Here is a 23,737-nt window from a genome sequence, read left to right on the forward strand (position 1 = left end):
TCAAAAGAATGGTGCTAAAAATAGGCTAATAACCACTGACAATGCTCCAATTCCTATTGCCCAGCTCCCTAGCCCTGATGCCCCTCGATTTCGAGCAATGAAACCGAGTACTATCCCTGCTATACCAAAAAGTAATGGCGCAGTAAATAGGGATAGAATTGCGAGTGCCAATCCAATATAACCCCAAACCTTGCCTGCTCCTGCTTCATTTGTTTCTTGTACGCCTCGACTTTCTCGCATTGAACGTAATTCATAATCTACAGGAGCGACAAATTCAGCAGCAGTTTCTTCCTCGTACGTGTTTTCGTCCGCTAAATTATTGCTTGTTTGGCTTTCGTTTTGCTTCTGAATTTCTTTGTTGTAATCATCCAAAAGGTATCCCTCGCTTTCTCTTTTGTAGGGAGCATTCATAGTATGAATCAAAATAGCCAGATAACACTCACAAAAGATTAACTTGATACCCTTTTATTTACACAAAAACTAGAACCTCGCTTTATTTGTAATATATGGTAAACTAAACATATAAGAAATAAATTTGGCTATTTACTAAAAAATTTCTGCTATTTGTAATTAGCCGCAGACTAAAACACTTCACTTTTTTGTGGAGTCTTCATGTATTCGGTTTGTACAGTAGTAGTTCATTCTATATTTTTTATTTCCTATAGCAACAATTCATATGAAAACAGCCAAATTATTAAAGAATCTAAGGAGTACAGTATTTATGGGTATACGTTTTGGTATTGATATTGATGGAACAGTAACATCACCATTTTCGATTATTTCTCAAATAAATAAAGATTTCCATATGCAGCTTACAATGGAGGATATTACCGAATATGAATTAACTCCTTTTGTTAACGCAACACCTGAGGAATTTTCTAAATGGTTTAAAGAAACAGAAGCGACGATCTATCGGGATTCTCCAATATTCGAAGGTGCTAAAGAAATTCTCAACAAATGGGAAAAAGAGCATGAATTAATTTTCATTAGTGCTAGAGGAAACAATATGCTTGGAGTAACAGAAGGATGGTTAGACAAACATCAAATTCATTATGATCATATTGAATTGATAGGATCCCATGACAAAATTGATGCAGCAAAAAAATTGCAAGTCAATTTGTTTTTAGAAGATAAACATGATAATGCGGTAATGATATCGGAAGCTTGTAATATTCCTGTATTGTTATTCGATACTCCATATAACCGGAAGCCAATTCCTGAGAATGTTATTCGTGTATATACTTGGGAAGAAGCTGATCAATGGGTAACAAATTGGCTACAAACTCGAAAATAACCTATTCGCCAAATAGAATTTGTAAGAGAAGGCAATCAGTTCACACAACCGATTGCCTCTTTTCATGGTATTTATAGAAATTTCATTTTACCTAGACTTAATTAATGTACACATTGATTACAATACCCGTATATTTCAAATTTATGCCCTGAAATTGTATAGCCATCTAATTCACCATCTAAGCTAATCATCGGACATGTATCGATTTCTTTCGTTTTCCCGCAATGTAAACAAATAAAATGATGATGGTGATGTTCTCTGGAACAGAGGAAACGGAAATGTTTTTCACCTGAAAGCTCTGTTGTTTCTAAAATGCCAAGATCTGCAAACAATGATAAATTTCGATATATCGTATCAAAGCTTAAATTTGGATAGGTAGTTTTCATTCCCTCCAAAACTTCTTTTGCTGTCATATAGCGATCATGATCCGCAAAAAATTCCAACATATCTACCCTTTTTCCTGTATACTTATAACCCTTATCCTTTAATAATTGAATAGCCTCATTAACATTCACGTCTCTTCACCTCATCTCATCCTACAATTTTAAAATTCAATCGTAGTTTTTTGTATAAAATCGTGACTAATAATATTCCCGCAGCAATTACTACAATTGTACCACCTGGAGCTAAATCTAAATAATAGGCACTAATTAAACCACCAATTACAGATAACTCACCAAATAAAATCGAATAAATAATTGCCTGCTTAAAGCTTTTCGCTAATCGAATACTTGCAGCGACTGGAAGTGTCATTAATGCTGAGACTAATAAAATTCCAACTATTCTCATGGAAATTGCTATTACTAACGCAACCGTAACAATAAAAATAAAATGAATTAGTTTCGCTGGTAATCCTAATGATTGTCCATGTTCCTCATCAAATGATAATACAAATAATTCCTTATAAATGGCGGTAATCGTAATAATAACAATGACACTAATAATAATGACAATATATAAGTCCGTTCGACTAACAGCACTTACACTACCAAATAAATAACCAAATAAATCTGTTGTGAAGCCATTAGCCAAGGAAATAAAAATAACGCCTAACCCTACCCCAAAGGACATGATAATCGGAATTGCTAATTCTTCATAATGTTTATAGACCGTTCGTAATTTTTCAATTAATAACGCCCCGACCACCGAAAATAGCATTCCTGTATACAAAGGATTAACCGCTGCAAATGGCACCCACCATTTAGAAATTAACAGGCTCGCTGCGATTCCTGACAATGTCACATGACTTAAGGCATCAGCAATTAATGCTAGCTTTCGAACTACAATAAAAACGCCTAATAATGGAGCAATGATCCCAATGATAATTCCGGTAATAAATGCATTTTGTAAAAACTCAAATTGAAACAAACTTTCAATCATACTCTTGCTCCTCCATGCTCATAATTGCTAGTTAATAAATGCATATTATGGCCATAAAAAAAGGACATCACTTCATTATCCAATCGTTTCATTTCTTCTATTGTACCATAAAAATGAATGGATCGATTGAGAAAAGCAATATGGGAAACCTTATCGGTAATTGTGCCAATATCATGTGTTACAATGACAATTGTCATTCCTCGCTCATTATTGAGACGATTTAGTAGCTGATAGAAAACCTCTACTCTCTGAATATCTACTCCTACCGTAGGTTCATCTAAAATTAATACTTCTGGGTTACTTATTATTGCCCTGGCAATAAATACTCTTTGCTGTTGTCCTCCAGAAAGCTCCCCAATATTTCTGTCAATATATTCCTCCATATCAACTGACCGTAATGCAGCTAAAACTTTTTCCTTTGAATCCTTCGGGTAGAAACGGAACATACCCGTTTTTTTTGTTAATCCGCTCCGCACAACTTCATAAACTGTGGCAGGAAATCCAGTATTAAAGGAATTTGCTTTTTGCGAAACAAATCCAATTTTGTCCCACCCAGTAAAAGTATCTATTTGTTCTCCAAAGAGAAGTAATTGCCCATCTTGTTTTTTTAATAAACCTAAAATGAGCCTTAATAGCGTTGACTTACCAGACCCATTTGGTCCAACAATTGCTAAAAAGTCACCTTTATTTACTTTTAACTGTATATTTTCTAAGACAAAATCGTAGTCGTATCGATAATCTAAATGATTTATTTCAATCACAGGTGTATTTGTTTTCATAAACTCACCTTTCCAAAGATAAAATGTGTGAATAGATATAAGGTATTAAGAATGATTACGATTTACTCAAGAAAGTATACCTAATAATGGTTAATATGTAAAGTTTCTTCTCTTTCCATTCTAATACATAGGAACTATCTTTTTCATTTATTCATACATTATATTTGGAGGCGATGAAATGAAGTTTCTTGAAAACATCATCAATATGAAAATCAACAGTATTTCTGGGAAAGAGTTATTGAAGTATGCGAAGCAATTTAATATTCAAGTAACGAGTCAGCAGGCAGAACAAGTGGCAGCTTATTTGCGAGGGAGAAATATCAATATTTTTAATTCATCTGATCGAGCAAAAGTAATTAAAGAAATTGCCAAAATTGCTGGTCCAGATACAGCAAAAAAGGTAAACCAATTATTCCTCATGCTAACAAAATAACTATTTTACTAAAGCAAGCATCGTGTAAATTATAGCAAGGAGAAGATAATGATAGATAACAAAAGCAATTATTTCACCAAACTACTTAGTTATTCCTTCACATTAAAAAGGGCTGTCTTAAGTCGATTATTTGACTTAAACAGCCCCATAATTTATGCATTGATTATCTTTTCTAGAACAGCTTCATCAAATGTTTGATTTCTAAACATTTGAATTTCATATTGATATGGTGGCTTTTTATTATTTTTGTCTTCCCCAACAAATGGTGTTTCTAAAATTTTTGGTACATTCATCAATTGTGGATGATGAACGACATAATTTAATGCTTTAAACCCGATATGTCCAAAGCCAATATTTTCATGACGGTCTTTTCTTGCACCACGTGGATTTTTACTATCGTTAATGTGTAAAACCTTTATCCGATCAATACCAATCAATTTATCAAATTCATTTAAAACACCATCGAAATCTTCCACAATATTATATCCTGCATCATGTGTATGACAAGTATCAAAACATACGGACAATCTATCATTATTCGTCACGCCATTAATTATCATTGCCAATTCTTCAAATGATCTACCACATTCCGATCCTTTACCAGCCATTGTTTCCAATGCAATTTGAACATCATGATCATTAGTTAATACTTCGTTTAATCCTTCGATAATTTTTGCAATTCCCGCTTCACTACCAGCACCTACATGTGCACCAGGATGTAAAACTATTTGTTTTGCACCGATTGCCTCTGTTCTTTCAATTTCCGATTGAAGAAAATTAACGCCTAACTCAAAGGTGGCAGGATTTGTCGTATTCCCAATATTAATAATGTATGGGGCATGTACGACGATTTCCTTTATCCCATTTTCCTTCATATGAGCAAGACCTGCTTCAATATTTAAATCTTCAATTTTTTTCCTTCTAGTATTTTGTGGTGCACCAGTATAAATCATAAATGTACTAGAACCGTAGGAAACAGCTTCCTCACTTGCTGCAAGAAGCATTTTTTTTCCACTCATTGACACATGTGATCCAATTTTCAACATAAGTTTCCCCTCTTTTTCCATAATAAAAATTTCTAATACAAAATTTAACAACGTTTCTTTAGAAAAAACAAATCATTACTTCCCTTTTCTCCGCTGTCTTTTTTTCATCGTTTCTATTTCGTTCTTGATTTTCTTTTTATAGCCTGGTTTTACTTTATTAGGCTTTTTCACTTGAATCGGCCGTTCTTTTGAATCTGGTAATTTTTTCTTCCGGTTTTTTCGTTCATTTCTGTCCTGTACATCTACCCATTCACCATTCACTAAATCTTTATTCGAAAAGGTTATTCCCATTTTTTCTAGCTTGGAAATGGTCATTATATCATTTTCTTCATATATAACGGCGGAAATTCCGGAATAGTCCCCACGACCAGTTCTACCGGCTCGATGTATATAAAAGCTTAAGTCCTTTGGCAGCTCGTAATGAATTACATGGCTAACTCCATCAATATCAATACCACGGGAAGCAAGATCTGTGGCGACAATATACTGAAATTCCAAATTTCTAATTTGGTTCATCATTTTTTTACGCTCTCTTGGAGGCAAATCCCCATGGATAATCCCAACTTTTACACCTTTTTCCGCAAGTTTATTCGCAAGGCTGTCCGCATTTTGCTTTGTATTCGTAAAGCAAATAGCTAAGTATGGATTATATGCTTGGAGTACATTAATTAACAAATCGACTTTGTTTCGATGACGTTGTGGAATTAAAATATGCTCAATATTTTTCGCAGATTTTTGATCTGGCTCCACTTGTACAAATAATGGATTTTCCATATACTTTTTCAAGAATGGCTTTAAATTTTCTGGAATCGTTGCAGAAAATACATACATTTGTAAATCACCTGGTAGTGATGCTGCAATTTTGTCGACATCCTCGATAAAGCCCATGTCTAACATCATATCTGCCTCATCAACAACCATCATTTTGGCTGTATAAATAGAGAGTGCCTTTTCCTTTACTAAATCATATATTCTTCCCGGTGTACCAACAACAATATGTGGCTGTGTTTTTAATTTTTCAATGGTTCGATTTTTATCGGTTCCACCAACGAATAATTTTGTTAAAAGTTCTACTTCAGCATTTTTTGTGAGTTTAAGCACTTCGTGATAAATTTGATTCGCTAACTCTCTTGTCGGTGCCGTAATAACAGCTTGTACTTCGTTTACTTCTGGGTCAATTTTCGTAAGAATTGGCAGTAAAAAAGCATGCGTTTTTCCTGTTCCTGTTTGAGACTGTCCGACAATACTTTTACCTGTTAAAGCTTTTGGAATAATTCTTTCTTGTATTTCTGTTGGCTCATAAAATCCAATTTCTGCTAGTGCCCCTAATAGAAATGGCGCTAGTGGAAATTTCGTAAATTTCGTTTCTTTCATTATGAGTGAACTCCCTTATTTATTATTAACTTAGTTATATACATTAAATAACATTAATTACAAATTCAATTCGTTCGCTTTCCTCTCATACAAGCTCGGATTGATTTCTGTGATTCGTCCAACCCATTTGGGCTACTACTATATAAGCATAAAATTAAGTTGTCAGTTTAGTATTATACAGAATTTAGTGGAATAACTCCACCTATAGAAAATTTTCTATTCCATGACCGAAAATGGGAATTTTGCATATTGTAGTATAGATTCACTTATGCACGATACAAAGGAGGTTATTTCGTTGCCACCACCATTTTCACAAAGACCTAATCAAGGCTATTCACCTTGGGGGATGCCGAGAGCTCCGAGAGTACCGAGAGTACCGAGAGTACCTAGACAGCAAAACTTCATGTATTATCCAACACGCCAATTTCAAGCCCAGCCAGCAAGAGGTCGTGGCGGAGGCTTTCTAGCTCGACTTTTCGGAAGGTCACAAACTCAACCAATACAAAGTTCGATAAATCCATTTCAATTCGGTGCGGGTATCCAACAGACAGGAACACAATCATCGCTTCGTTCCATGTTAAATCCCGAAAGTATCTCCCGTTTTTTAGGGCAAACTCAACAAGTGCTCCGAACGGCACAACAGATTGGACCAATGGTACAACAATATGGTCCGTTGATTCGTAATTTGCCCTCCTTATGGAAATTATATCAAGGATTTAAAAATAGCGATGTAACGGATACAGAAGCAGAGGAATCGGAAGAACTGGATTTGGAAAATAGTAGTGAAGTAGAACTGGAAATAGAAGACGAAAATACGATAAACGAAACAGCAGCCGAAGAAAGTGTTTTAAATGAAAAACAGACGGGATACAAATCAAATCCAGAGAAATCCAGCTCAACGGAAAATGCAACGTTCGATGAAAACAACCAAAATAATAGAAAACAAAGATATCGGGAACTGCCATCCGTTCCTAAATTCTATATATAATTTTTTCTTAGCAAGCAGTGCAATTTACACTGCTTTTTTACTTTGTATTCTTTCCTGTTCTTCGTTATAATAAACTAAAAGATAGCGAGAATAGTAGGAGGATAATCAATGGATGTTATCAAAATTTCTCCCCGTGGTTATTGTTATGGTGTTGTGGACGCGATGGTTATTGCCCGTAATGCAGCGCTCGATAAAACATTACCAAGACCGATCTACATACTCGGTATGATCGTTCATAATAAACATGTGACAGATGCATTTGAAGAAGAAGGAATTATTACACTAGATGGTAAAAACAGAAAAGAAATTATAGAGAAGATAGATGGTGGAACCGTTATTTTCACCGCCCATGGAGTTTCCCCAGAGGTTCGAAAAATCGCAAGTGAAAAAGGGCTCGTAACACTTGATGCAACATGCCCAGATGTTACGAAGACACATGATTTAATTGCTGAAAAAACAGCTGCAGGTTATGAAATTGTATATATTGGTAAAAAAGGGCATCCAGAGCCTGAAGGAGCTGCAGGGATTGCACCAGGAAAGGTTCATCAAGTAGAAACAATGGATGACGCAAAGGCATTAAACATTAATAACGACAAAATAATCATTACAAACCAAACGACTATGAGTCAATGGGATGTAAAAGATATTATGGATTTTGTTTTAATAAAATACCCGCATGCCGAAAAACATAATGAAATTTGCTTAGCCACACAGGTGAGACAAGAAGCCGTAGCGAAACAAGCTGGTGAGGCAGATGTTTTAATCGTTGTGGGGGATCCAAAAAGCAATAATTCTAATCGCTTAGCACAAGTATCAGAAGAGATTGCTGGAACAAAATCCTATCGTATCTCTGATGTTTCTGAAATTGCGATCGAATGGATTAAAGATGCAAAAAAAGTAGCAGTAACAGCTGGTGCTTCTACACCAACACCAATTACGAGAGAGGTTATTCAATTTCTCGAGCAATTTGATGCAAATGATGATTCTACATGGAATCGAGAGAAAAAAGTACCTTTAGCGAAAATATTACCGAAAGTAAAAAAAGCACTATAACATAGAGAAAAAGGACAATTTGCAGAAATTGTCCTTTTTGTCGACATTAGCCATCAAGAGAGCTTCCTATTGGTATCTATTGTCAATTATTATCCACACATTACTTGCTTTCCGAAGGTGTGCAGAAGTTCGCTTGTCACTAATATGTGCTTATAGCGAGATGAGCAGGATAGCGGAGTGTACTCATCCTGCGTGTAACTTATTAAATGGCAACACACGATAGGAGAATAGCCTTCTTACCATATAAATTGAAATGGGTCTGTATGAACTTTTGAAGGAAAGATGTTTACAGCAAATTTCGCTTTCTCACACATTTTCGTTAACTGTTTCGCAGCTCCAACCTTCATAATTTTTTCAATGTTATGGCCAGCGTCTACAATATTTAAACCATCCATTTTAGCGTCAATTGCAGTATGGTAATACATATCACCTGTAACATATACATCCGCACCTTTTCTTAATGCAGCATGATAATATTTATTTCCATCTCCACCTAAAACAGCAACCTTTTTCACCTTATCAGATAAATTGCCAACGACACGAACACCTTCAAGATCTAACCGTACTTTTACAAATTTCGCAAATTGTTCTAATGTCATTTCCTCATGTAAGTACCCAATTCTTCCTAATCCAAGTTGCTCACCTTTAATATTTAACGGATAAATATCAAATGCAGGTTCTTCGTATGGATGCACCTTTCGCATTGCTGTAAGTACTTGTTTTTCCTTTGATTCTGGAAAAATCGTTTCAATTCTAGCTTCTGGAACTGCTTCTAGCTGACCGATTGTCCCGATATGTGGATTGGCTGCTTTTTCCGGTAAAAATCTACCGGTTCCATTAACTGTAAAGGAGCAATGACGATAATTCCCAATCGCTCCCGCACCTGCATCCCCTAATGCTTTCCGCAGTTCTTCTTCCACATTTTCTGGAGCATACACTACTAATTTTTTGACGCGATCCTCATAAGTAGGAGCTAAAACCTCAACTTGTGCTAATTGTAAGCTTTCTGCAAGTAAATCATTTACGCCACCTTTTGCCACATCTAAATTTGTATGGGCTGCATAAACCGCTATATCGTGCTTTATTAATTTTTCAATGACTTTTCCATATGTATCCTCATGGCGTAACGTTTTCAGCGGACGGAAAATAATCGGATGATGGGCAATGATCAGCTGCACATTATTGGCTATTGCCTCATCTACTACTTCCTCTAATACATCAAGTGCAATTAAAACATTATCAATCGGCTTATTTAAACTACCAATTTGTAAACCAATTTTATCGTCCTCCATTGCATACTTCTTTGGAGAAAATGTCTCAAATAATTGAATGATTTCATGCCCATTCGGTTGTTTCATCACTCAATTCCTCCTTATACCATTGGATATTTCGTAGTAATTCTTGTTTTTTTTCACGGATTGCCTCGGTTGCCTCTGCTTTTTCTAATTGTTTATAAATTCGTTCCCACTCTTTTTTCTCTCGTGCCCACTTTTTCCGAAAAATCGGATTTTTCTCCTTCAATAAAAATGGACCAAAAAATAATTCCTTCTCCATTTGTGCGTACGGTTTCTTACCTTCTCCTCTATCAGCGACTAAAATTTCGTAAATATGACCGTCCTCTTCGAGAATTTGCTCCGTGATTAATTCCCAATCATTATCAACTAACCAATTGCGAACAAAATGAGCTGCTACATTTGGCTGTAAAATCAATCTTTTTGCGAAAGTTAATTTATCTTTACCCGCAGATAAAATAGAGGCGATTAATGCCCCACCCATTCCAGCAATTGTAATACACTCTATTTGATCAGAATCATGGATTACAGCTAATCCATCGCCTTTTCTGACCTCAATTACATTTTGTAAATTAACAGCTGTCACACTTGATTTTGCAGCCGAAAATGGGCCATCAGCAACCTCACCAGCAATTGCCGCTTTCGCTAAGCCATTTTCAACCGCATAAATTGGTAAATAGGCATGGTCTGAGCCAATATCTGCGAGAATACTCGATTTCGGTATATAAGACGCTACAGCAGTAAGTCTTCTTGATAAATTCATCATCTTTTTCCAATCACCATTCTTTCTTTTCCAAGGAAAATCCTATATATAAAAGTACAAGAAAATAGCGGTAATTTCAAACACAAAAAAAATCTGACCATTGTAAGTCAGATTTTCTTGTTCAATCGTAAGGAAAGAAAATTATTCAAGTGTTGTTAGCCATTCTACCATTGCATCAACATTTGCTTGGTCAGGTATTAATCCAGGAGGCATTGTTCCCATATCTCCTGTTCTACCATTAACTAACACATCTTTAATTTCATCAGCAGACAAACGCTCGCCAACACCCTTTAAGGATGGACCTGCTCCACCTTCATAGTTGCTGCCGTGGCAAGTATAGCAAGTACTATTGTAAATATCCTCCGGCGCTTGCGCTACAGTTTCTCCACCATTTTCTTCACCAGCTTCCGCTTCATTACCACTTCCGTTATCAAATAGTGGAAGCGCTATTACTAAGCAGATACCTAAAACCATAATAAGAAAGTATGGAACTAGTGCATTACGTTTCATGTCTTTCTCCCCTTTGTGTATGTATTGTTCTGAAAATAGTATATACAAACAATTCTTATTTTACTTTAAAAAGACAAGAAGTGGAAGGGGAAAACACTACGAAAATAGGGAATTTCAAAATTTGTACAAAAAATGTAATAAAAACTGCTATTTTTACCGCAAACTGACTTCAATCGGATATACTTCTATTCCTACTTTTTCCATTTATACGAACATCAGCAGCCAATTTGTTTGGCAATCACCATCCGCTGTACTTCTGATGTCCCTTCTCCGATTTCTAGCAGCTTTGCATCACGCATATAACGCTCGACATGATAATCCTGCATATAACCATTTCCTCCGTGAATTTGCACCGCCTGTGACGTTATTTCCATGCAAATTTCTGATGCATACAGCTTACAAATCGAAGCTTCCTTTGTGAATGGTCGCTTTTGGTCCTTTAGCCATGCTGCCTTATATACCATATTTCTTGCTAATTCAATTTTCATTGCCATATCAGCAAGCTTGAATTGTATCGCTTGGAAAGAGGAAATAGATTTTCCGAACTGCTTACGCCCCTTCGCATATGCTAATGCCTTTTCATATGCTGCTTGTGCAATCCCAACAGCCATCGCACCAATCCCGATTCTCCCACCATCTAATGTTTGCAAAAATTGTTTAAAGCCTTGCCCTCTTTCCCCTAATAAATTTTCTTTTGGAACTTGAACATTTTCTAATACAAGCTCTGTTGTATTGGAAGCATGAAGTCCCATTTTTTCGTAATTATCAATAACAGTGAACCCTTTCGAATTAGTCGGAACAATAATGGCACTTATTTCCGATTTTTTTCCATCGGAATTGGTTACAGCAGTTAATGCGACAAATTCCGCATAACTTGCATTTGTAATAAAGCATTTATTCCCATTGATAATAAAGCTATCTCCTTGCTCAATTGCTTTTGTTTTTGTTCCACTAGCATCAGAACCTGCATTAGGTTCTGTTAACCCAAATGCACCGAGAGATTGCCCTGAACAAATGAGAGGTAAGTACTCCTCTTTTTGTTTTTTTGTACCAAACAAATGAATTGGTGCTCCTCCTAATGAAATATGGGCAGAATAAGTAATACCTGTTGATGCACAAGCTTTACTTAATTCCTCTACTACTATTGCAAAACTGATGGTATCAGCCCCTGCCCCACCATATTCTTCAGGAAATGGCAGCCCCATCATTCCTAAATCTGCAAGCTTCTGAAAAATTTCTTTCGGAAATGTTTTCGACCTGTCTCGTTCAAGTGCACCCTTAGCCACTTCCTCCTCAGAAAATTCTCTAATTGTTTTCTGAATCATGTTTTGTTCTGCCGTTAAATCAAAGTTCATGATTGATCACCCTCCCTCATAGACAATAGAAAATAGCTTCACAATAACCCAATGATGCCGGTTTGAAAAAACTATTATCTATACCAATGTATGCGCTGTCTTTTTAGTTAGGAGGATTTTATATTTGTTCATAAAAAAATTCGCATTTCAGACCATTAAAAATAAAAAATTTTAAAAATTAGTGCAAAGGACATTTGCAAATTAAATTTAAATTCATTAAAATAGATGACAAGGTAGGAGTTGCATTTAGAAATGCGGAAGGAAATATCCCCCTTATGAAGGTTAACACATTAAATAAGGCTAGATGATTGCTTTTCTCAAATAGATTGCTGAAGGAAACAACATCGTATAAATTTATTATAAATAAAAAGGTTTGTCGCAAAAAGCGACAAACCTTAGAAAATAATTATTCTAAAAAGTCTTTTAATCGTTTACTTCTACTTGGGTGTCTAAGTTTTCGTAATGCTTTCGCTTCAATTTGACGAATTCTTTCACGGGTTACTCCAAATACTTTACCTACTTCTTCTAACGTACGAGTGCGCCCGTCATCCAAGCCAAAGCGAAGACGTAATACATTTTCTTCACGGTCTGTTAATGTATCTAAAACATCTTCTAATTGTTCTTTCAACATTTCATATGCAGCATGGTCAGATGGTGAAGTTGCTTCCTGGTCTTCAATAAAATCACCTAAATGGGAATCATCTTCTTCACCAATTGGGGTTTCTAATGAAACTGGTTCTTGAGCGATTTTTAAGATTTCCCGAACTTTTTCAGGTGTTAAATCCATGTCTTCTGCAATTTCTTCAGGTGTTGGTTCACGTCCTAAATCCTGCAGTAATTGCCGTTGGACACGAATCAATTTATTAATCGTTTCAACCATATGAACAGGAATACGAATCGTTCTCGCTTGATCGGCAATAGCACGAGTAATCGCTTGTCTTATCCACCATGTTGCATACGTACTGAATTTAAATCCTTTTTTATAATCAAATTTTTCAACAGCTTTGATTAAGCCCATGTTTCCTTCCTGGATTAAATCAAGGAAAAGCATGCCACGACCTACATAACGTTTTGCAATACTTACAACGAGTCGCAAGTTAGCTTCAGCTAAGCGTCGTTTCGCTTCTTCATCACCTTGAGCAATGCGTTCTGCCAATACGATTTCTTCATCCGGGGATAATAAATCGACACGACCGATTTCCTTTAAATACATCCGGACAGGATCATTTATTTTAACACCTGGTGGAACACTTAAATCATTTAGGTCAAATTCTTCTTCTTCTTTTTCTATTTCTTGGTCATCTGGATCATCACTTGCATCTTCTTCTTCTGTATCCTCATTAAGTTGAATACCGATTTCTGTTAATTGCTCATAAAATTCATCCATATGCTCTGCTTCCAGTTCAAATTGCGCAAGCTTAGATGCAATAGTATCATAAGAAAGAGACCCTTTTTTCTTTCCTACCTCCACTAATTTTTCTTTCACTTGATCAACTGTAAGTTCAGATTCAACCTCTTTGGAACGCGCTGACTTTTCAGCCATTGGTTCCCCTCCTTCCAACAATTAAAGCATTTTTCTTAATTGCAATATTTCGTTTGCAATTACTGCTGCTTTTGTGTAATTTTTTTCTCTCTCTGCCTGCTTTTGTTCTTCCTCTTTTTCTTTTATCTTTTGCATTTTTTGATACTTCAACACATTATAAATGTAATCTGTCCATTCTCTTTCGGTAATTTCATCATTTATCGATAACATACCAATTTCTGCAGTTACTTTTCTTAATTGATCATCCTGTAAAAAAGTTAAAAAATGACTTAAATCAGGTTCATTTCCTGTTTCATAAAATGCATATAAATAAGTTGCTATCGCTTGATGATCGTCCACGTTAAAAGGAGTGCCAGCTAATTTTTCTTGAACCTTATAGGTAAATTGTACACTTTTTAACATATGGGCAATTAACATTCTTTCTGCGTTATAATATGCAGGCTTTAACTTTTTATCCGCATGTACTACCATTACCTTTTGAAGTGGTGGATTATTTTTATGAATATTTCCCTTTTTTGACTGGAAAATCATTTTTCTAACTTGTTGCTTCAGTACATCTAATGATAAGGAAAATTCCTCTGCAAGCTGCCGTAAATACATTTCTTGCTCGACAGCATTGCCTAGCTTACTAATATCATTTAATACATTTTCGATATAGTTAAGCTTTTCTCCTTCATTTTGCAAATTTTTTCCTAGACGGTAATATTTTAATTTAAAGGCCATGAAGGTTAAACTTGACCCGATAACTTCATTTACGAAGTTTTTCGGTCCATTTGTTTTTATATATTCATCAGGGTCTTTACCATTAGGAATCATTGCGACTTGGACATGACAGCCGGCTGCTTGGAGTAATTCTCCAGCTTTCATTGTTGCTGTTTGTCCAGCTGCATCTGCATCGAAGCACAAAATAACTTGGTTCGTATTACGCTTAATGATATTCACATGATCTTCTGTAAGCGCGGTACCCATTGTTGCTATCCCATTATCAATTCCTGCCCGAAATGCAGAAATACAATCCGCAAAACCTTCAAAAAGAACGACTGATTGCTTTTTGCGAATATTTGGACGTGCTTTATGAAAATTGTATAAAGTTTTGCTTTTGTGGAAAATGATGGTCTCGGGACTATTTAAATATTTTGGTTGCCCTTCTGTTAAAATACGCCCGGAAAAAGCAACAGTATTTCCTTTATTGTCAAAAATCGGAAAAATAATACGTTCCCGAAATCGATCAAAGTATTCATTTGAATGTTCACTTTTTATTACTAATCCTGAGCGTTCCAGAAATTCTTCTGAATATCCCCTTCTCTTTAGAAAGTTCAAACCCATATCTCGTTTATTCAAAGCAAAACCAATTTGGAAATGATCAATTACTTCTCTAGTAAATCCTCGATTCGTTAAATATTCTAACGCTTCCTGACCCTCATTTGTATTCACTAATAAATGATGGTAGAACTTACTTAATTGCTCATATGCTTGGATCATTTGCTCATTTTCTTTTGAAACCGGGTTACTTATAGGGGATGAGTCTATTTGTAGATGAATATTTCCACGCTCGGCTAATTTAATTGCAGCTTCTTGAAAAGATATTCCTTCAATATCCATTAAAAAAGAAAAAACATTTCCTCCTGCGTGGCAACCAAAGCAATGGAAAATTTGTTTATCAGGTGATACGGAAAATGAAGGAGTACTTTCCCCGTGAAATGGACAAAGCCCAAAGTAGTTTCGTCCTTGTTTTTTCAAATGAACAAATTCACTTATCAATTCGACAATATCTACACTCTGTCGAATTTCGTTAATTTTTTCTTCAGGAATTCGTTCTACCATGAGAACATCTCTCTCCATTTTATATTTATTCGATATTTAATTCCAAAATCCTGCAATCATCGACATTTTTTTAAATGAGTATGTAAAATTTTTCCCCTCTCATATTAAAATATTAAGGACAACTGCATCAAATGCTACACTCTTTTATTAAATTCTACATCACTCCACATAATCCTGCTAAATTGGACATATTTTATTTTGATTGTTTCGTTCAATTGTTGTTATTTGTAAAAAGACTACTGACTAATATAATAACAACCCTTTAGAACAGCCCTTAGGCAATGAATTGGTATATTCGGTTCGATGCAAGAGGAAAAAGTAGCTACTTATATTTAATGGTATCCTTACCCTTTAGATTTACACATTACTAAGTTTATTCTTAACAACCGAAGTCTAAACCTATTTCATTTATTTTTTTCATACAATTTTTTATTATAGTATAAGAAAATCTTTTTTTCCACATATTTATCTCGTATTTTCATTATTTATTCCGTTTTATCGTTTTATTTCGTTGTTCCGATAAAAAAAAGCACATTGCTGTGCTTTTTAAGGCTAATTTATATTTGTTCTATCTGTCCGCACGAACATCCATTCGGAAAAATAAATACTCGATACCTATTCCTTAGTTTCGAATTAAGTTCATAATTAAATTAGCTGTTTCTTCCACTGCCTTATTTGTTACATCGATTACTTGACAACCTATTTTATTTGCGATTTTTTCGAAATAATTTAGTTCTTCTTGAATTCTTTGTAGGTTAGCATAATGTGCCGTTTCATTTAATCCAAGCGCCAACAGTCGTTCTTTCCTGATATTAATCAATTTATCCGGACTGATCTTTAAACCGATGCATTTATTCGGGTTAATCGTAAATAATTGCTCCGGTGGATCTACCTCTGGTACGACTGGTACATTTGCTACTTTCAAGCGTTTTAATGCGAGAAATTGGGAAAGTGGCGTTTTGGATGTCCTTGATACACCGATTAATACAATATCAGCTTTTGTAATTCCTTTTGGATCTTTTCCATCATCATATTTTACTGCAAACTCGATTGCCTCGATTTTTTTAAAATAATCCTCATCTAGTTTCCGAACAAGTCCTGGTTCATTTCGAGGATGAATTCCTGATAATTCTCCAAACTTGTCCATTAATGGACCGATTACATCGAAGGCATAAATACCTTCTTCCATTGCCCTTTTTGACAAGTAATTTCGCATTTCTGGTTTTACTAAAGTAAATACAATAATGCCATGATTCATTGATGCAATCGAAATTACTTCATCAATATTTACGAAATCCTCAACATAGGGAACTCTTCTTAGATCGACATCTGAACCGTTGAATTGACTCATCGCTGCTTTTGTTACTAGTTCTACTGTTTCCCCAACAGAATCCGATACTAAATATATAGGAGGTTTTACCATTAGTTGTCCAGCTCCTTATTTATCAATCAGTATGCATAAGTGACACAAAAGCCTTTGTAATTGTTGTCTTTGATATTCTCCCTGTTACCTCGTAACCTCGACCTTTATCCTTAACAATCGGAATTGAGTCAATTTGCTTTTCGATTAGCTTTTCAGCGACGTCTATTAATAAGTCATCTTTTCTGCACAATGTAATATTTGGCATCCGTGTCATAATAATATTCACTGGGACAGTGTTTAAATCCTGCTTTCCAATACTTGCACGCAATAAATCCTTTCGCGAAAGCACTCCTACTAATAAGGAATCCTCATCCACGACATACAATGTACCGACATCTTCTAAAAACATGCTGACAATTGCATCATAGATAGAGACACTTTCATTTATTACTACTGGTAGAGATTGATAGTCCTCTACTTTAATCTTCTTAAGACTTTCTGATAGTAATTGTGTTCTGCTTTTTCCAGTATAGAAATATCCTACCCGTGGTCTTGCATCTAAAAATCCGGCCATTGTTAGAATAGCTAAATCTGGACGTAGAGTTGCTCTCGTCAAATTTAGTTTATCTGCTATATGTTCGCCAGTAATTGGACCACTTTCTTTAACGATTTCCAAAATTTGTTCTTGTCGTTTATTTAGTTCGATTGTAATCACCACCTAGCCTAAAAAGCGTATCATTCGCACATTGTTACAAATATTATATACTATATTTTAAAAAGATAAATAAATGTGTCACATTTATTTATCTTTTTATCACCATTTATTATCGCGGCTAACGGTATTTTTATTTCACTATGATATTTTGGAAATGTGCAAAGTATAAAATAAGATCTGCGAGTTTTCTCATAAAGGACAAACGATTGTTTCGAATGTTTTCATCATCCACCATTATCATTGTTTGATCAAAATAATTAGTAATTGGTTTGTTTAATGCCACTAATTGTGCATAATATTGTTCATCATTCAACGATTGACTTGCTGCATTTTCGATTTTGACAAACTCATTATATAGCACACGTTCGGATTCATTTTCAAAAAGATCCGCATTTATTTCCACAATTTTTTCTGCTTTGCTTGCAATATTAACAACACGACTTAATGCTTCCATATCTTCTTTAAATCCAGATTCCTCTTTTTTCGCTTGAAGGATATCTGCCTTCGTAATTAATGACTTCACATTCGTAATAGGTGCTTCTAGAACTGCTTCAATAATATCGTAACGAACCTGTCTTTCGTTTAATAAATGTTTAAAACGTAGTTTGAAAAATTCTAGTAAATCGTTTAAAACCTCTTCTTCTCCACGTTTACTAAATCCAGATGTTTTTGCGATACCCTTTTTCAATAATGAAGTGAAATCAAGATTCCATCCCTTTTGAAGTAAAATTTGCACGATACCTGTCGCTTGTCTTCTTAAGCTATATGGGTCTTGGGATCCTGTCGGAATAAGATTTAATGCAAAGAACGATGCCAAGGTATCTAATTTATCAGCAATACTTACAATTGCACCTGCATTACTTTCTGGAAGCTGTCCATCAGAAAATCTTGGCATATAATGCTCATTTATCGCCAATGCGACCAGATCTGCTTCCCCAGCTATTTTTGCATATTTTTCTCCCATAATTCCTTGAAGCTCGGTAAATTCATCAACCATTTGTGTAACTAAGTCAAATTTACAAATTTCTGCAGCTCTTAACGTTTGTTTTTCCTCTTCCCCATTAATACCAACCTTTTGTACAATGTATTGGGAGAGCTCTTGGATTCGTGTCAATTTATCTTGATACGTACCAATTTCCTCATGGTAAACAACATGCTCTAATTTATTTAATGCTTTTTCAATCGATAATTTCTTATCTTCTTCATAGAAGAATACTGCATCCTGTAATCGTGCCCTTAATACCTTCTCATTCCCTTTTCGAACCGTCTCTAAATGGTTTTGATCCCCATTACGAACCGTTACAAAGTACGCTAATAAGTTCCCATTAGAATCTGTTACTGGGAAATATCGTTGATGCTCTTTCATTGTTGTAATTAATACTTCTTTTGGTAGCTGTAAGTAATCTTCATCAAAGGATCCAAATAAAACAGTAGGATACTCTACTAAATTTGTCACTTCTTCTAATAAATCTTCATCAATTGGAATCAGCCAATTTTGTTCTTTTTCTAATTGGTGGATTTGACTTAAAATCACAGCTTTTCGATCTTTATAATCTGCCATTACATATTGGGACAACAATAATTGCTTATATTCCTTTGCTGTAGGAATTTCTACTCGTTCCCCTAGGAAACGATGACCATATGATGCGCGACCACTTTTTACTGTTGCTACCTCTAGATTAATAATTTCATTTCCAAATAAGGCGACAATCCAACGAATCGGACGAATATAACGAATGTCTAAATTAGCCCAGCGCATATTTTTCGGAAAAGTAAGGCTAGTAATTAATTCACCTAATGATGAAAGAATCGCGATAGTATCTTGACCTTTCGTAAATTTTTCAACATGGACATATTCCACACCATTAATTTCTTTAAAATAAATATCCTCTACAGATTTTCCTTGGCCTCTTGTAAATCCAATCGCAGCCTTCGACCAATTCCCTTCAGCATCAAGCGCTACCTTTTTGGAAGGTCCTTTTACTTCCTCGTGAAGATCCAATTGCTTTTCACTAACATCCTCAATCAATACCGCTAATCTTCTTGGGGAGGAGTAGCTTTGAACTGCTCCAAATTCAATATTTTTTTCTGTTAATAGTTGCTTTACTTTCTCTGCTAATTGGTTCATTGCATGTGTGAGGAATCTTGCTGGTACTTCCTCTAAACCAATTTCCAATAATAAATCAGATTTATTCATTTGTATTTCCCCCTCCATTTGTTAACATTGGGAAACCAAGCTTCTCACGTTCCTCATAAAAAGTTTTCGCTACTTTTCTCGCCAAATTACGGCAGCGTGCAATATATCCCGTGCGCTCCGTAACCGAAATTGCACCTTTAGCATCAAGTAAATTAAACACATGTGAGCATTTTAAAACATAGTCATATGCTGGATGTACTAAACCTTCCTCCATTTGACGATGTGCTTCTTTTTCATAAGTGGAGAATAATTGGAAGAGCATTTCCTCATCTGATGTTTCAAAAGCATATTTTGAGTGTTCATATTCTGGTTGACCAAAAATATCGCGTACAGTAAATCCTTCTGTCCACTCGAGATCAAATACATTTTCTTTATCCTGTATATAGGATGCTAAACGCTCAATACCATAGGTTATTTCAATCGATACTGGTTTACATTCCAAGCCACCAACTTGTTGGAAATAAGTAAATTGCGTAATTTCCATACCATCTAACCAAACTTCCCAGCCTAATCCGGCACAGCCAAGGGAAGGATTTTCCCAATTATCCTCTACAAACCGGATATCGTGTTCCAACGGGTTAATTCCGAGTGCGCGTAATGAATCTAAATATAGCTCTTGAATATTATCCGGTGATGGCTTCATAATCACCTGAAATTGATGATGTTGATACAATCTGTTTGGATTCTCTCCATAGCGTCCATCTGCAGGTCTTCTGGATGGCTCCACATATGCTACCTTCCATGGCTCTGGACCAATTGCCCGTAAGAACGTATAAGGGCTCATCGTACCTGCTCCTTTTTCTACATCATATGCCTGCATTAACACACAGCCTTGCTCAGACCAATGCTTTTGTAATGTTAGTATCATGTTTTGAATATTCAATAGAAACACCTCTCATTTTAAAAATATAGACAAACAAAAAACTCTCATCCCTATGCTAGCAACTAGCATAGGGACGAGAGTTATACCCGCGGTTCCACCCTATTTGCCAAAAAAATTGGCCACTTTGATTACATTTGCTCCAGAACGCCTTCCTTAATTCTCTACACCCTAGCTTGCACTATCCTAGGTTCGCTAATATAGAGTAGATTAAGTACTACTTTCCTTCTTCACAAAACATATTTTTTCGTATCATATCGGAAATTGATTTAGTTGTCAACATCCATCAAATAAAAACAAGATTTTCTTTTATTACTATATACTAATTTCTTTCATAAATCCAATGGAACGATAGAATTTGCCTTTTTCAACCTACCTTTTCGATTTTAGCCTAATTCTTCCATTTGTAAAAGAAATTTTTTTGATTTTAAGTATATTCCAGAGTACTCCTCATAGTAAGCGGTAATACATTGATTTAATTCTTTTTTTGTTAGTTCTTTCACATTGATAGACCCAATTCTTGTAATATCAATATAATAAAATAATTTCAATAAACGAATCGTTGCCTGCTGTACCTTCAAATGATATGGATCCTTATGATAGCAATTCGGACAAATAATCCCACCTTCCTTAACAGAAAAGGCAAAAGGACCATCTGGATTTCCACATACTGCACATTCCGTTAAAATTGGTCGGAATCCAAGTACACTAAGCATTTTTATTTCAAATATATTTTTTATTATTTTTGGATCATATCCTTCACTTATATGTTTTAATGTTTGATACAAAAGTTCAAACAAAAAAGGATTTACTACTTTTTCTTCTGTTCCTTTTTCTAATAGTTCCACTATATAAGCAGAATATGCGGTTAAAAATAAGTCCTCTTTAATCGTACGGAAGGAATCGATATTTTCTCCTTGTTGTACGGTTCCTAGTCCAGATCCGATCGAGCAAAGAAAATATCCATAAGTAAAAGGCTGTGACACAGAGGCAAGCCGACTATTCGGCTTTTTTGCCCCACGTGCCACAGCACCTACCTTCCCTTTTTCTCGGGAAAATATTGTCAATATTTTATTAGATTCACCATAGTCGATGGATCTTAATACAATGCCTTCTAATTTTTGAAACAATGGTGTCACCATCCATTACACACTTCTAAACTTCTTGTTCCATCGACTGTCTACTAAAAGACACATTGCCATCATAATGGCATGATTCTGTCGATTACACTTTATATAATCGGATAATCTACATTTGCTAGCTCTATCGTATCATTATCTGGTGCTTCTTCCATTTCCTTTTCCAATTCCTTAAAGAGAAGGTATGTGTCAATACTTCCAGTTTGGGTAAAAACCTTCCAAGTAAAATTTAACATGGAAATTCCCACCTTTCAAATTTATCGACTAGCTAAAACCCGAATCTATAATATATTTTTACCTGTCTTTAAAAAATCATGTTACATAAATTTTAACAATCCATTAATACTCATCATCTCGATAACCAAATTCTTTTAAAAAGATCGCTTTGTTTCGCCAGTCCTTTTGTACCTTAACCCAAAGCTCTAAGTATACTTTGGAGCCAAGTAAATTCTCGATATCTCTCCGAGCACGCTTTCCGATTTCTTTTAACATACTTCCTTGTTTTCCAATGATAATCCCTTTTTGCGAGCTTCGTTCCACAACAATAGCCGCCATTACATTTAGTTTTTCATTTTCGCTCGGTTTTTCAATTTTTTCGATAATCACTGCAATGGAATGCGGGATTTCCTCATGTGTTAATTGTAAAACCTTTTCTCGAATAAGTTCGGCAATGATAAAACGTTCTGGGTGATCGGTTACTTGATCACTCGGATAAAACTGTGGACCGACTGGTAAGTAGTCCTTAATTACTTGTAATAAATGCTCTACATTATTCCCTTGTAATGCAGAAATTGGAACTATTTCCGCAAAGGAGAATTTATCCTTATATTGGCTAATAATCGTAAACAACTCATCTGGATGGACTAAATCAATTTTATTAATGATTAAAAAGACCGGCGTTTTAACCCCTTTTAATTTTTCTAGAATAAACTCTTCTCCACGTCCAAAACTTTCGGTGGCATTTACCATGAAAAGAATTAAATCTACTTCATGTAAAGTGTTTGTCGCAACCTTCATCATAAAGTCACCGAGTCGATGTTTTGGTTTATGAATTCCCGGTGTATCAATAAAAATCATTTGAGCTTCATCAGTTGTGATAACTCCTTGAATTGTGTTTCGTGTTGTTTGTGCTTTATCACTCATAATAGCAATTTTTTGACCGACAACTTGATTTAAAAAAGTTGACTTTCCAACATTTGGTCTGCCAATAATTGTAATAAAGCCTGACTTAAACTCTTTTTCCATATTATTCATTCATATCCTCCGCATTAAATGCTCCTGGTAGTAATTCAGCAACTGTAGTTTCTTGAATATCTCCATGTAGATTAGTTAATATTACTTTCATGCTCGGCGAACAAAATTCGGAAATTACTTGGCGACAAGCACCACACGGGGAACAAGGACGATCTGTATCTGCTACAACTGCTAGCATTTCAAATTTGTTATCACCTTCTGATATTGCTTTAAAAAAGGCTGTTCTTTCCGCACAATTCGTCATACTATAGGCAGCATTTTCGATGTTGCATCCGTGATATACTTTACCATCAGTTGTAAGAAGAGCTGCTCCTACTGGAAATTTAGAATATGGTACATAGGCACGTTTCATTGCTTCTTTTGCTTCTAAAACTAATTGCTCGGTTTTCATTATTGTCTTCCCTTCTCACGATTCTTCTTTTATTTTACTATAAAAATAATCTGATGTTAACGTTTCCATGGTAAAATGATGAAAAAATTTATTAAATTCAAAAAATAATGTTTGGTTAAAAAATACTCTAAGTGCCGTATTACTGTATGTTGTCGAAATTATAA

24 protein-coding genes are annotated in these 23,737 nt (G+C 35.2%); 4 read left to right on the forward strand and 20 right to left on the reverse strand.

Translation table 11 applies throughout. The features are described 5' to 3' along the window. Window positions 1–372: a DUF4190 domain-containing protein gene (locus OEV98_RS09990; protein ID WP_263073126.1), complete on the reverse strand. Its 372-nt coding sequence runs from the start codon at window positions 370–372 to the stop codon at window positions 1–3. 349 nt (window positions 373–721) lie between these two features. Here OEV98_RS09990 and OEV98_RS09995 point away from each other — a divergent pair, with 349 nt between their 5' ends. Further along, on the forward strand, window positions 722–1,294 hold the full coding sequence (locus OEV98_RS09995; RefSeq protein WP_263073127.1) for a 5' nucleotidase, NT5C type: 573 nt from the start codon (window positions 722–724) through the stop codon (window positions 1,292–1,294). Window positions 1,295–1,395: 101 nt separating this feature from the next. Here OEV98_RS09995 and OEV98_RS10000 read toward each other — a convergent pair whose 3' ends face one another. Genes OEV98_RS10000 through OEV98_RS10010 form a run of 3 tightly spaced genes read right to left on the reverse strand, consistent with a single transcriptional unit; the run spans window position 1,396 to window position 3,453 of the window. Beyond that, a complete protein-coding gene (locus tag OEV98_RS10000; RefSeq protein WP_263073128.1) occupies window positions 1,396–1,809 on the reverse strand; it encodes a Fur family transcriptional regulator in 414 nt (137 codons plus the stop codon). A 16-nt stretch (window positions 1,810–1,825) separates the two neighbouring features. After that, entirely contained in the window at window positions 1,826–2,674 is an 849-nt protein-coding gene (locus OEV98_RS10005) for a metal ABC transporter permease (RefSeq protein ID WP_263073129.1), read from the reverse strand. After that, window positions 2,671–3,453, reverse strand: a complete 783-nt coding sequence (locus tag OEV98_RS10010; protein WP_263073130.1) for a metal ABC transporter ATP-binding protein — start codon at window positions 3,451–3,453, stop codon at window positions 2,671–2,673. Before OEV98_RS10010 ends, OEV98_RS10005 begins: the two co-directional genes overlap by 4 nt. A 178-nt stretch (window positions 3,454–3,631) precedes the next feature. Between OEV98_RS10010 and OEV98_RS10015 the strand changes: the two genes are divergently transcribed. Beyond that, window positions 3,632–3,886, forward strand: a complete 255-nt coding sequence (locus OEV98_RS10015) for a DUF2624 domain-containing protein (RefSeq protein WP_263073131.1) — start codon at window positions 3,632–3,634, stop codon at window positions 3,884–3,886. A 152-nt stretch (window positions 3,887–4,038) separates the two neighbouring features. On the opposite strand, the gene OEV98_RS10020 is transcribed toward OEV98_RS10015, so the two are convergent. Both OEV98_RS10020 and OEV98_RS10025 read right to left on the reverse strand, forming a co-directional pair. Beyond that, entirely contained in the window at window positions 4,039–4,932 is an 894-nt protein-coding gene (locus OEV98_RS10020) for a deoxyribonuclease IV (RefSeq protein WP_263073132.1), read from the reverse strand. 75 nt (window positions 4,933–5,007) lie between these two features. Further along, window positions 5,008–6,306, reverse strand: coding sequence for a DEAD/DEAH box helicase (locus tag OEV98_RS10025; RefSeq protein WP_263073133.1), 1,299 nt, complete (start codon window positions 6,304–6,306; stop codon window positions 5,008–5,010). Window positions 6,307–6,601: 295 nt separating this feature from the next. Here OEV98_RS10025 and OEV98_RS10030 point away from each other — a divergent pair, with 295 nt between their 5' ends. Together OEV98_RS10030 and OEV98_RS10035 are read left to right on the forward strand one after the other, a co-directional pair. After that, window positions 6,602–7,294, forward strand: coding sequence for a YqfQ family protein (locus OEV98_RS10030; RefSeq protein WP_263073134.1), 693 nt, complete (start codon window positions 6,602–6,604; stop codon window positions 7,292–7,294). 108 nt (window positions 7,295–7,402) lie between these two features. Beyond that, window positions 7,403–8,347: a 4-hydroxy-3-methylbut-2-enyl diphosphate reductase gene (locus OEV98_RS10035; RefSeq protein ID WP_263073136.1), complete on the forward strand. Its 945-nt coding sequence runs from the start codon at window positions 7,403–7,405 to the stop codon at window positions 8,345–8,347. A gap of 236 nt (window positions 8,348–8,583) precedes the next feature. On the opposite strand, the gene OEV98_RS10040 is transcribed toward OEV98_RS10035, so the two are convergent. From OEV98_RS10040 to OEV98_RS10105, 14 genes are all read right to left on the reverse strand, one after another. Continuing rightward, window positions 8,584–9,705, reverse strand: coding sequence for a Nif3-like dinuclear metal center hexameric protein (locus tag OEV98_RS10040; protein ID WP_263073137.1), 1,122 nt, complete (start codon window positions 9,703–9,705; stop codon window positions 8,584–8,586). After that, entirely contained in the window at window positions 9,683–10,405 is a 723-nt protein-coding gene (locus tag OEV98_RS10045) for a tRNA (adenine(22)-N(1))-methyltransferase (protein ID WP_407676503.1), read from the reverse strand. The genes OEV98_RS10040 and OEV98_RS10045 overlap by 23 nt, the downstream gene beginning before the upstream one ends. A 138-nt stretch (window positions 10,406–10,543) precedes the next feature. Beyond that, window positions 10,544–10,912, reverse strand: coding sequence for a cytochrome c550 (gene cccA, locus OEV98_RS10050; protein WP_263073138.1), 369 nt, complete (start codon window positions 10,910–10,912; stop codon window positions 10,544–10,546). A gap of 215 nt (window positions 10,913–11,127) precedes the next feature. Beyond that, a complete protein-coding gene (locus OEV98_RS10055; protein ID WP_263073140.1) occupies window positions 11,128–12,267 on the reverse strand; it encodes an acyl-CoA dehydrogenase family protein in 1,140 nt (379 codons plus the stop codon). A gap of 406 nt (window positions 12,268–12,673) precedes the next feature. Next, window positions 12,674–13,810 (reverse strand): RNA polymerase sigma factor RpoD, encoded by a 1,137-nt coding sequence (gene rpoD, locus OEV98_RS10060; protein WP_263073141.1) that lies wholly within the window; start codon window positions 13,808–13,810, stop codon window positions 12,674–12,676. Between the two features lie 21 nt (window positions 13,811–13,831). Then, window positions 13,832–15,634, reverse strand: coding sequence for a DNA primase (gene dnaG, locus OEV98_RS10065; RefSeq protein WP_263073142.1), 1,803 nt, complete (start codon window positions 15,632–15,634; stop codon window positions 13,832–13,834). Window positions 15,635–16,256: 622 nt separating this feature from the next. Next, window positions 16,257–17,057: a pyruvate, water dikinase regulatory protein gene (locus tag OEV98_RS10070; protein ID WP_263073143.1), complete on the reverse strand. Its 801-nt coding sequence runs from the start codon at window positions 17,055–17,057 to the stop codon at window positions 16,257–16,259. Between the two features lie 22 nt (window positions 17,058–17,079). Next, window positions 17,080–17,715 (reverse strand): helix-turn-helix transcriptional regulator, encoded by a 636-nt coding sequence (locus OEV98_RS10075; protein WP_317633802.1) that lies wholly within the window; start codon window positions 17,713–17,715, stop codon window positions 17,080–17,082. A 127-nt stretch (window positions 17,716–17,842) separates the two neighbouring features. Next, window positions 17,843–19,909 (reverse strand): glycine--tRNA ligase subunit beta, encoded by a 2,067-nt coding sequence (gene glyS / locus OEV98_RS10080; RefSeq protein WP_263073145.1) that lies wholly within the window; start codon window positions 19,907–19,909, stop codon window positions 17,843–17,845. Continuing rightward, complete coding sequence (glyQ, locus tag OEV98_RS10085; protein ID WP_263073146.1) at window positions 19,902–20,792, reverse strand: glycine--tRNA ligase subunit alpha; 891 nt, start codon at window positions 20,790–20,792, stop codon at window positions 19,902–19,904. The genes glyS and glyQ overlap by 8 nt, the downstream gene beginning before the upstream one ends. 383 nt (window positions 20,793–21,175) lie before the next feature. After that, a complete protein-coding gene (recO, locus tag OEV98_RS10090; RefSeq protein ID WP_263073147.1) occupies window positions 21,176–21,919 on the reverse strand; it encodes a DNA repair protein RecO in 744 nt (247 codons plus the stop codon). Window positions 21,920–22,020: 101 nt separating this feature from the next. Beyond that, a complete protein-coding gene (locus OEV98_RS10095; RefSeq protein WP_263073148.1) occupies window positions 22,021–22,164 on the reverse strand; it encodes a YqzL family protein in 144 nt (47 codons plus the stop codon). 103 nt (window positions 22,165–22,267) lie between these two features. Further along, window positions 22,268–23,182 (reverse strand): GTPase Era, encoded by a 915-nt coding sequence (gene era, locus OEV98_RS10100; protein ID WP_263073149.1) that lies wholly within the window; start codon window positions 23,180–23,182, stop codon window positions 22,268–22,270. Continuing rightward, window positions 23,175–23,573, reverse strand: a complete 399-nt coding sequence (locus OEV98_RS10105; RefSeq protein ID WP_263073150.1) for a cytidine deaminase — start codon at window positions 23,571–23,573, stop codon at window positions 23,175–23,177. The genes era and OEV98_RS10105 overlap by 8 nt, the downstream gene beginning before the upstream one ends. Window positions 23,574–23,737 lie beyond the last annotated feature (164 nt).

Source organism: Perspicuibacillus lycopersici (genome assembly GCF_025660475.1).
GTDB classification, from domain to species: Bacteria; Bacillota; Bacilli; order Bacillales; family Caldibacillaceae; genus Perspicuibacillus; species Perspicuibacillus lycopersici.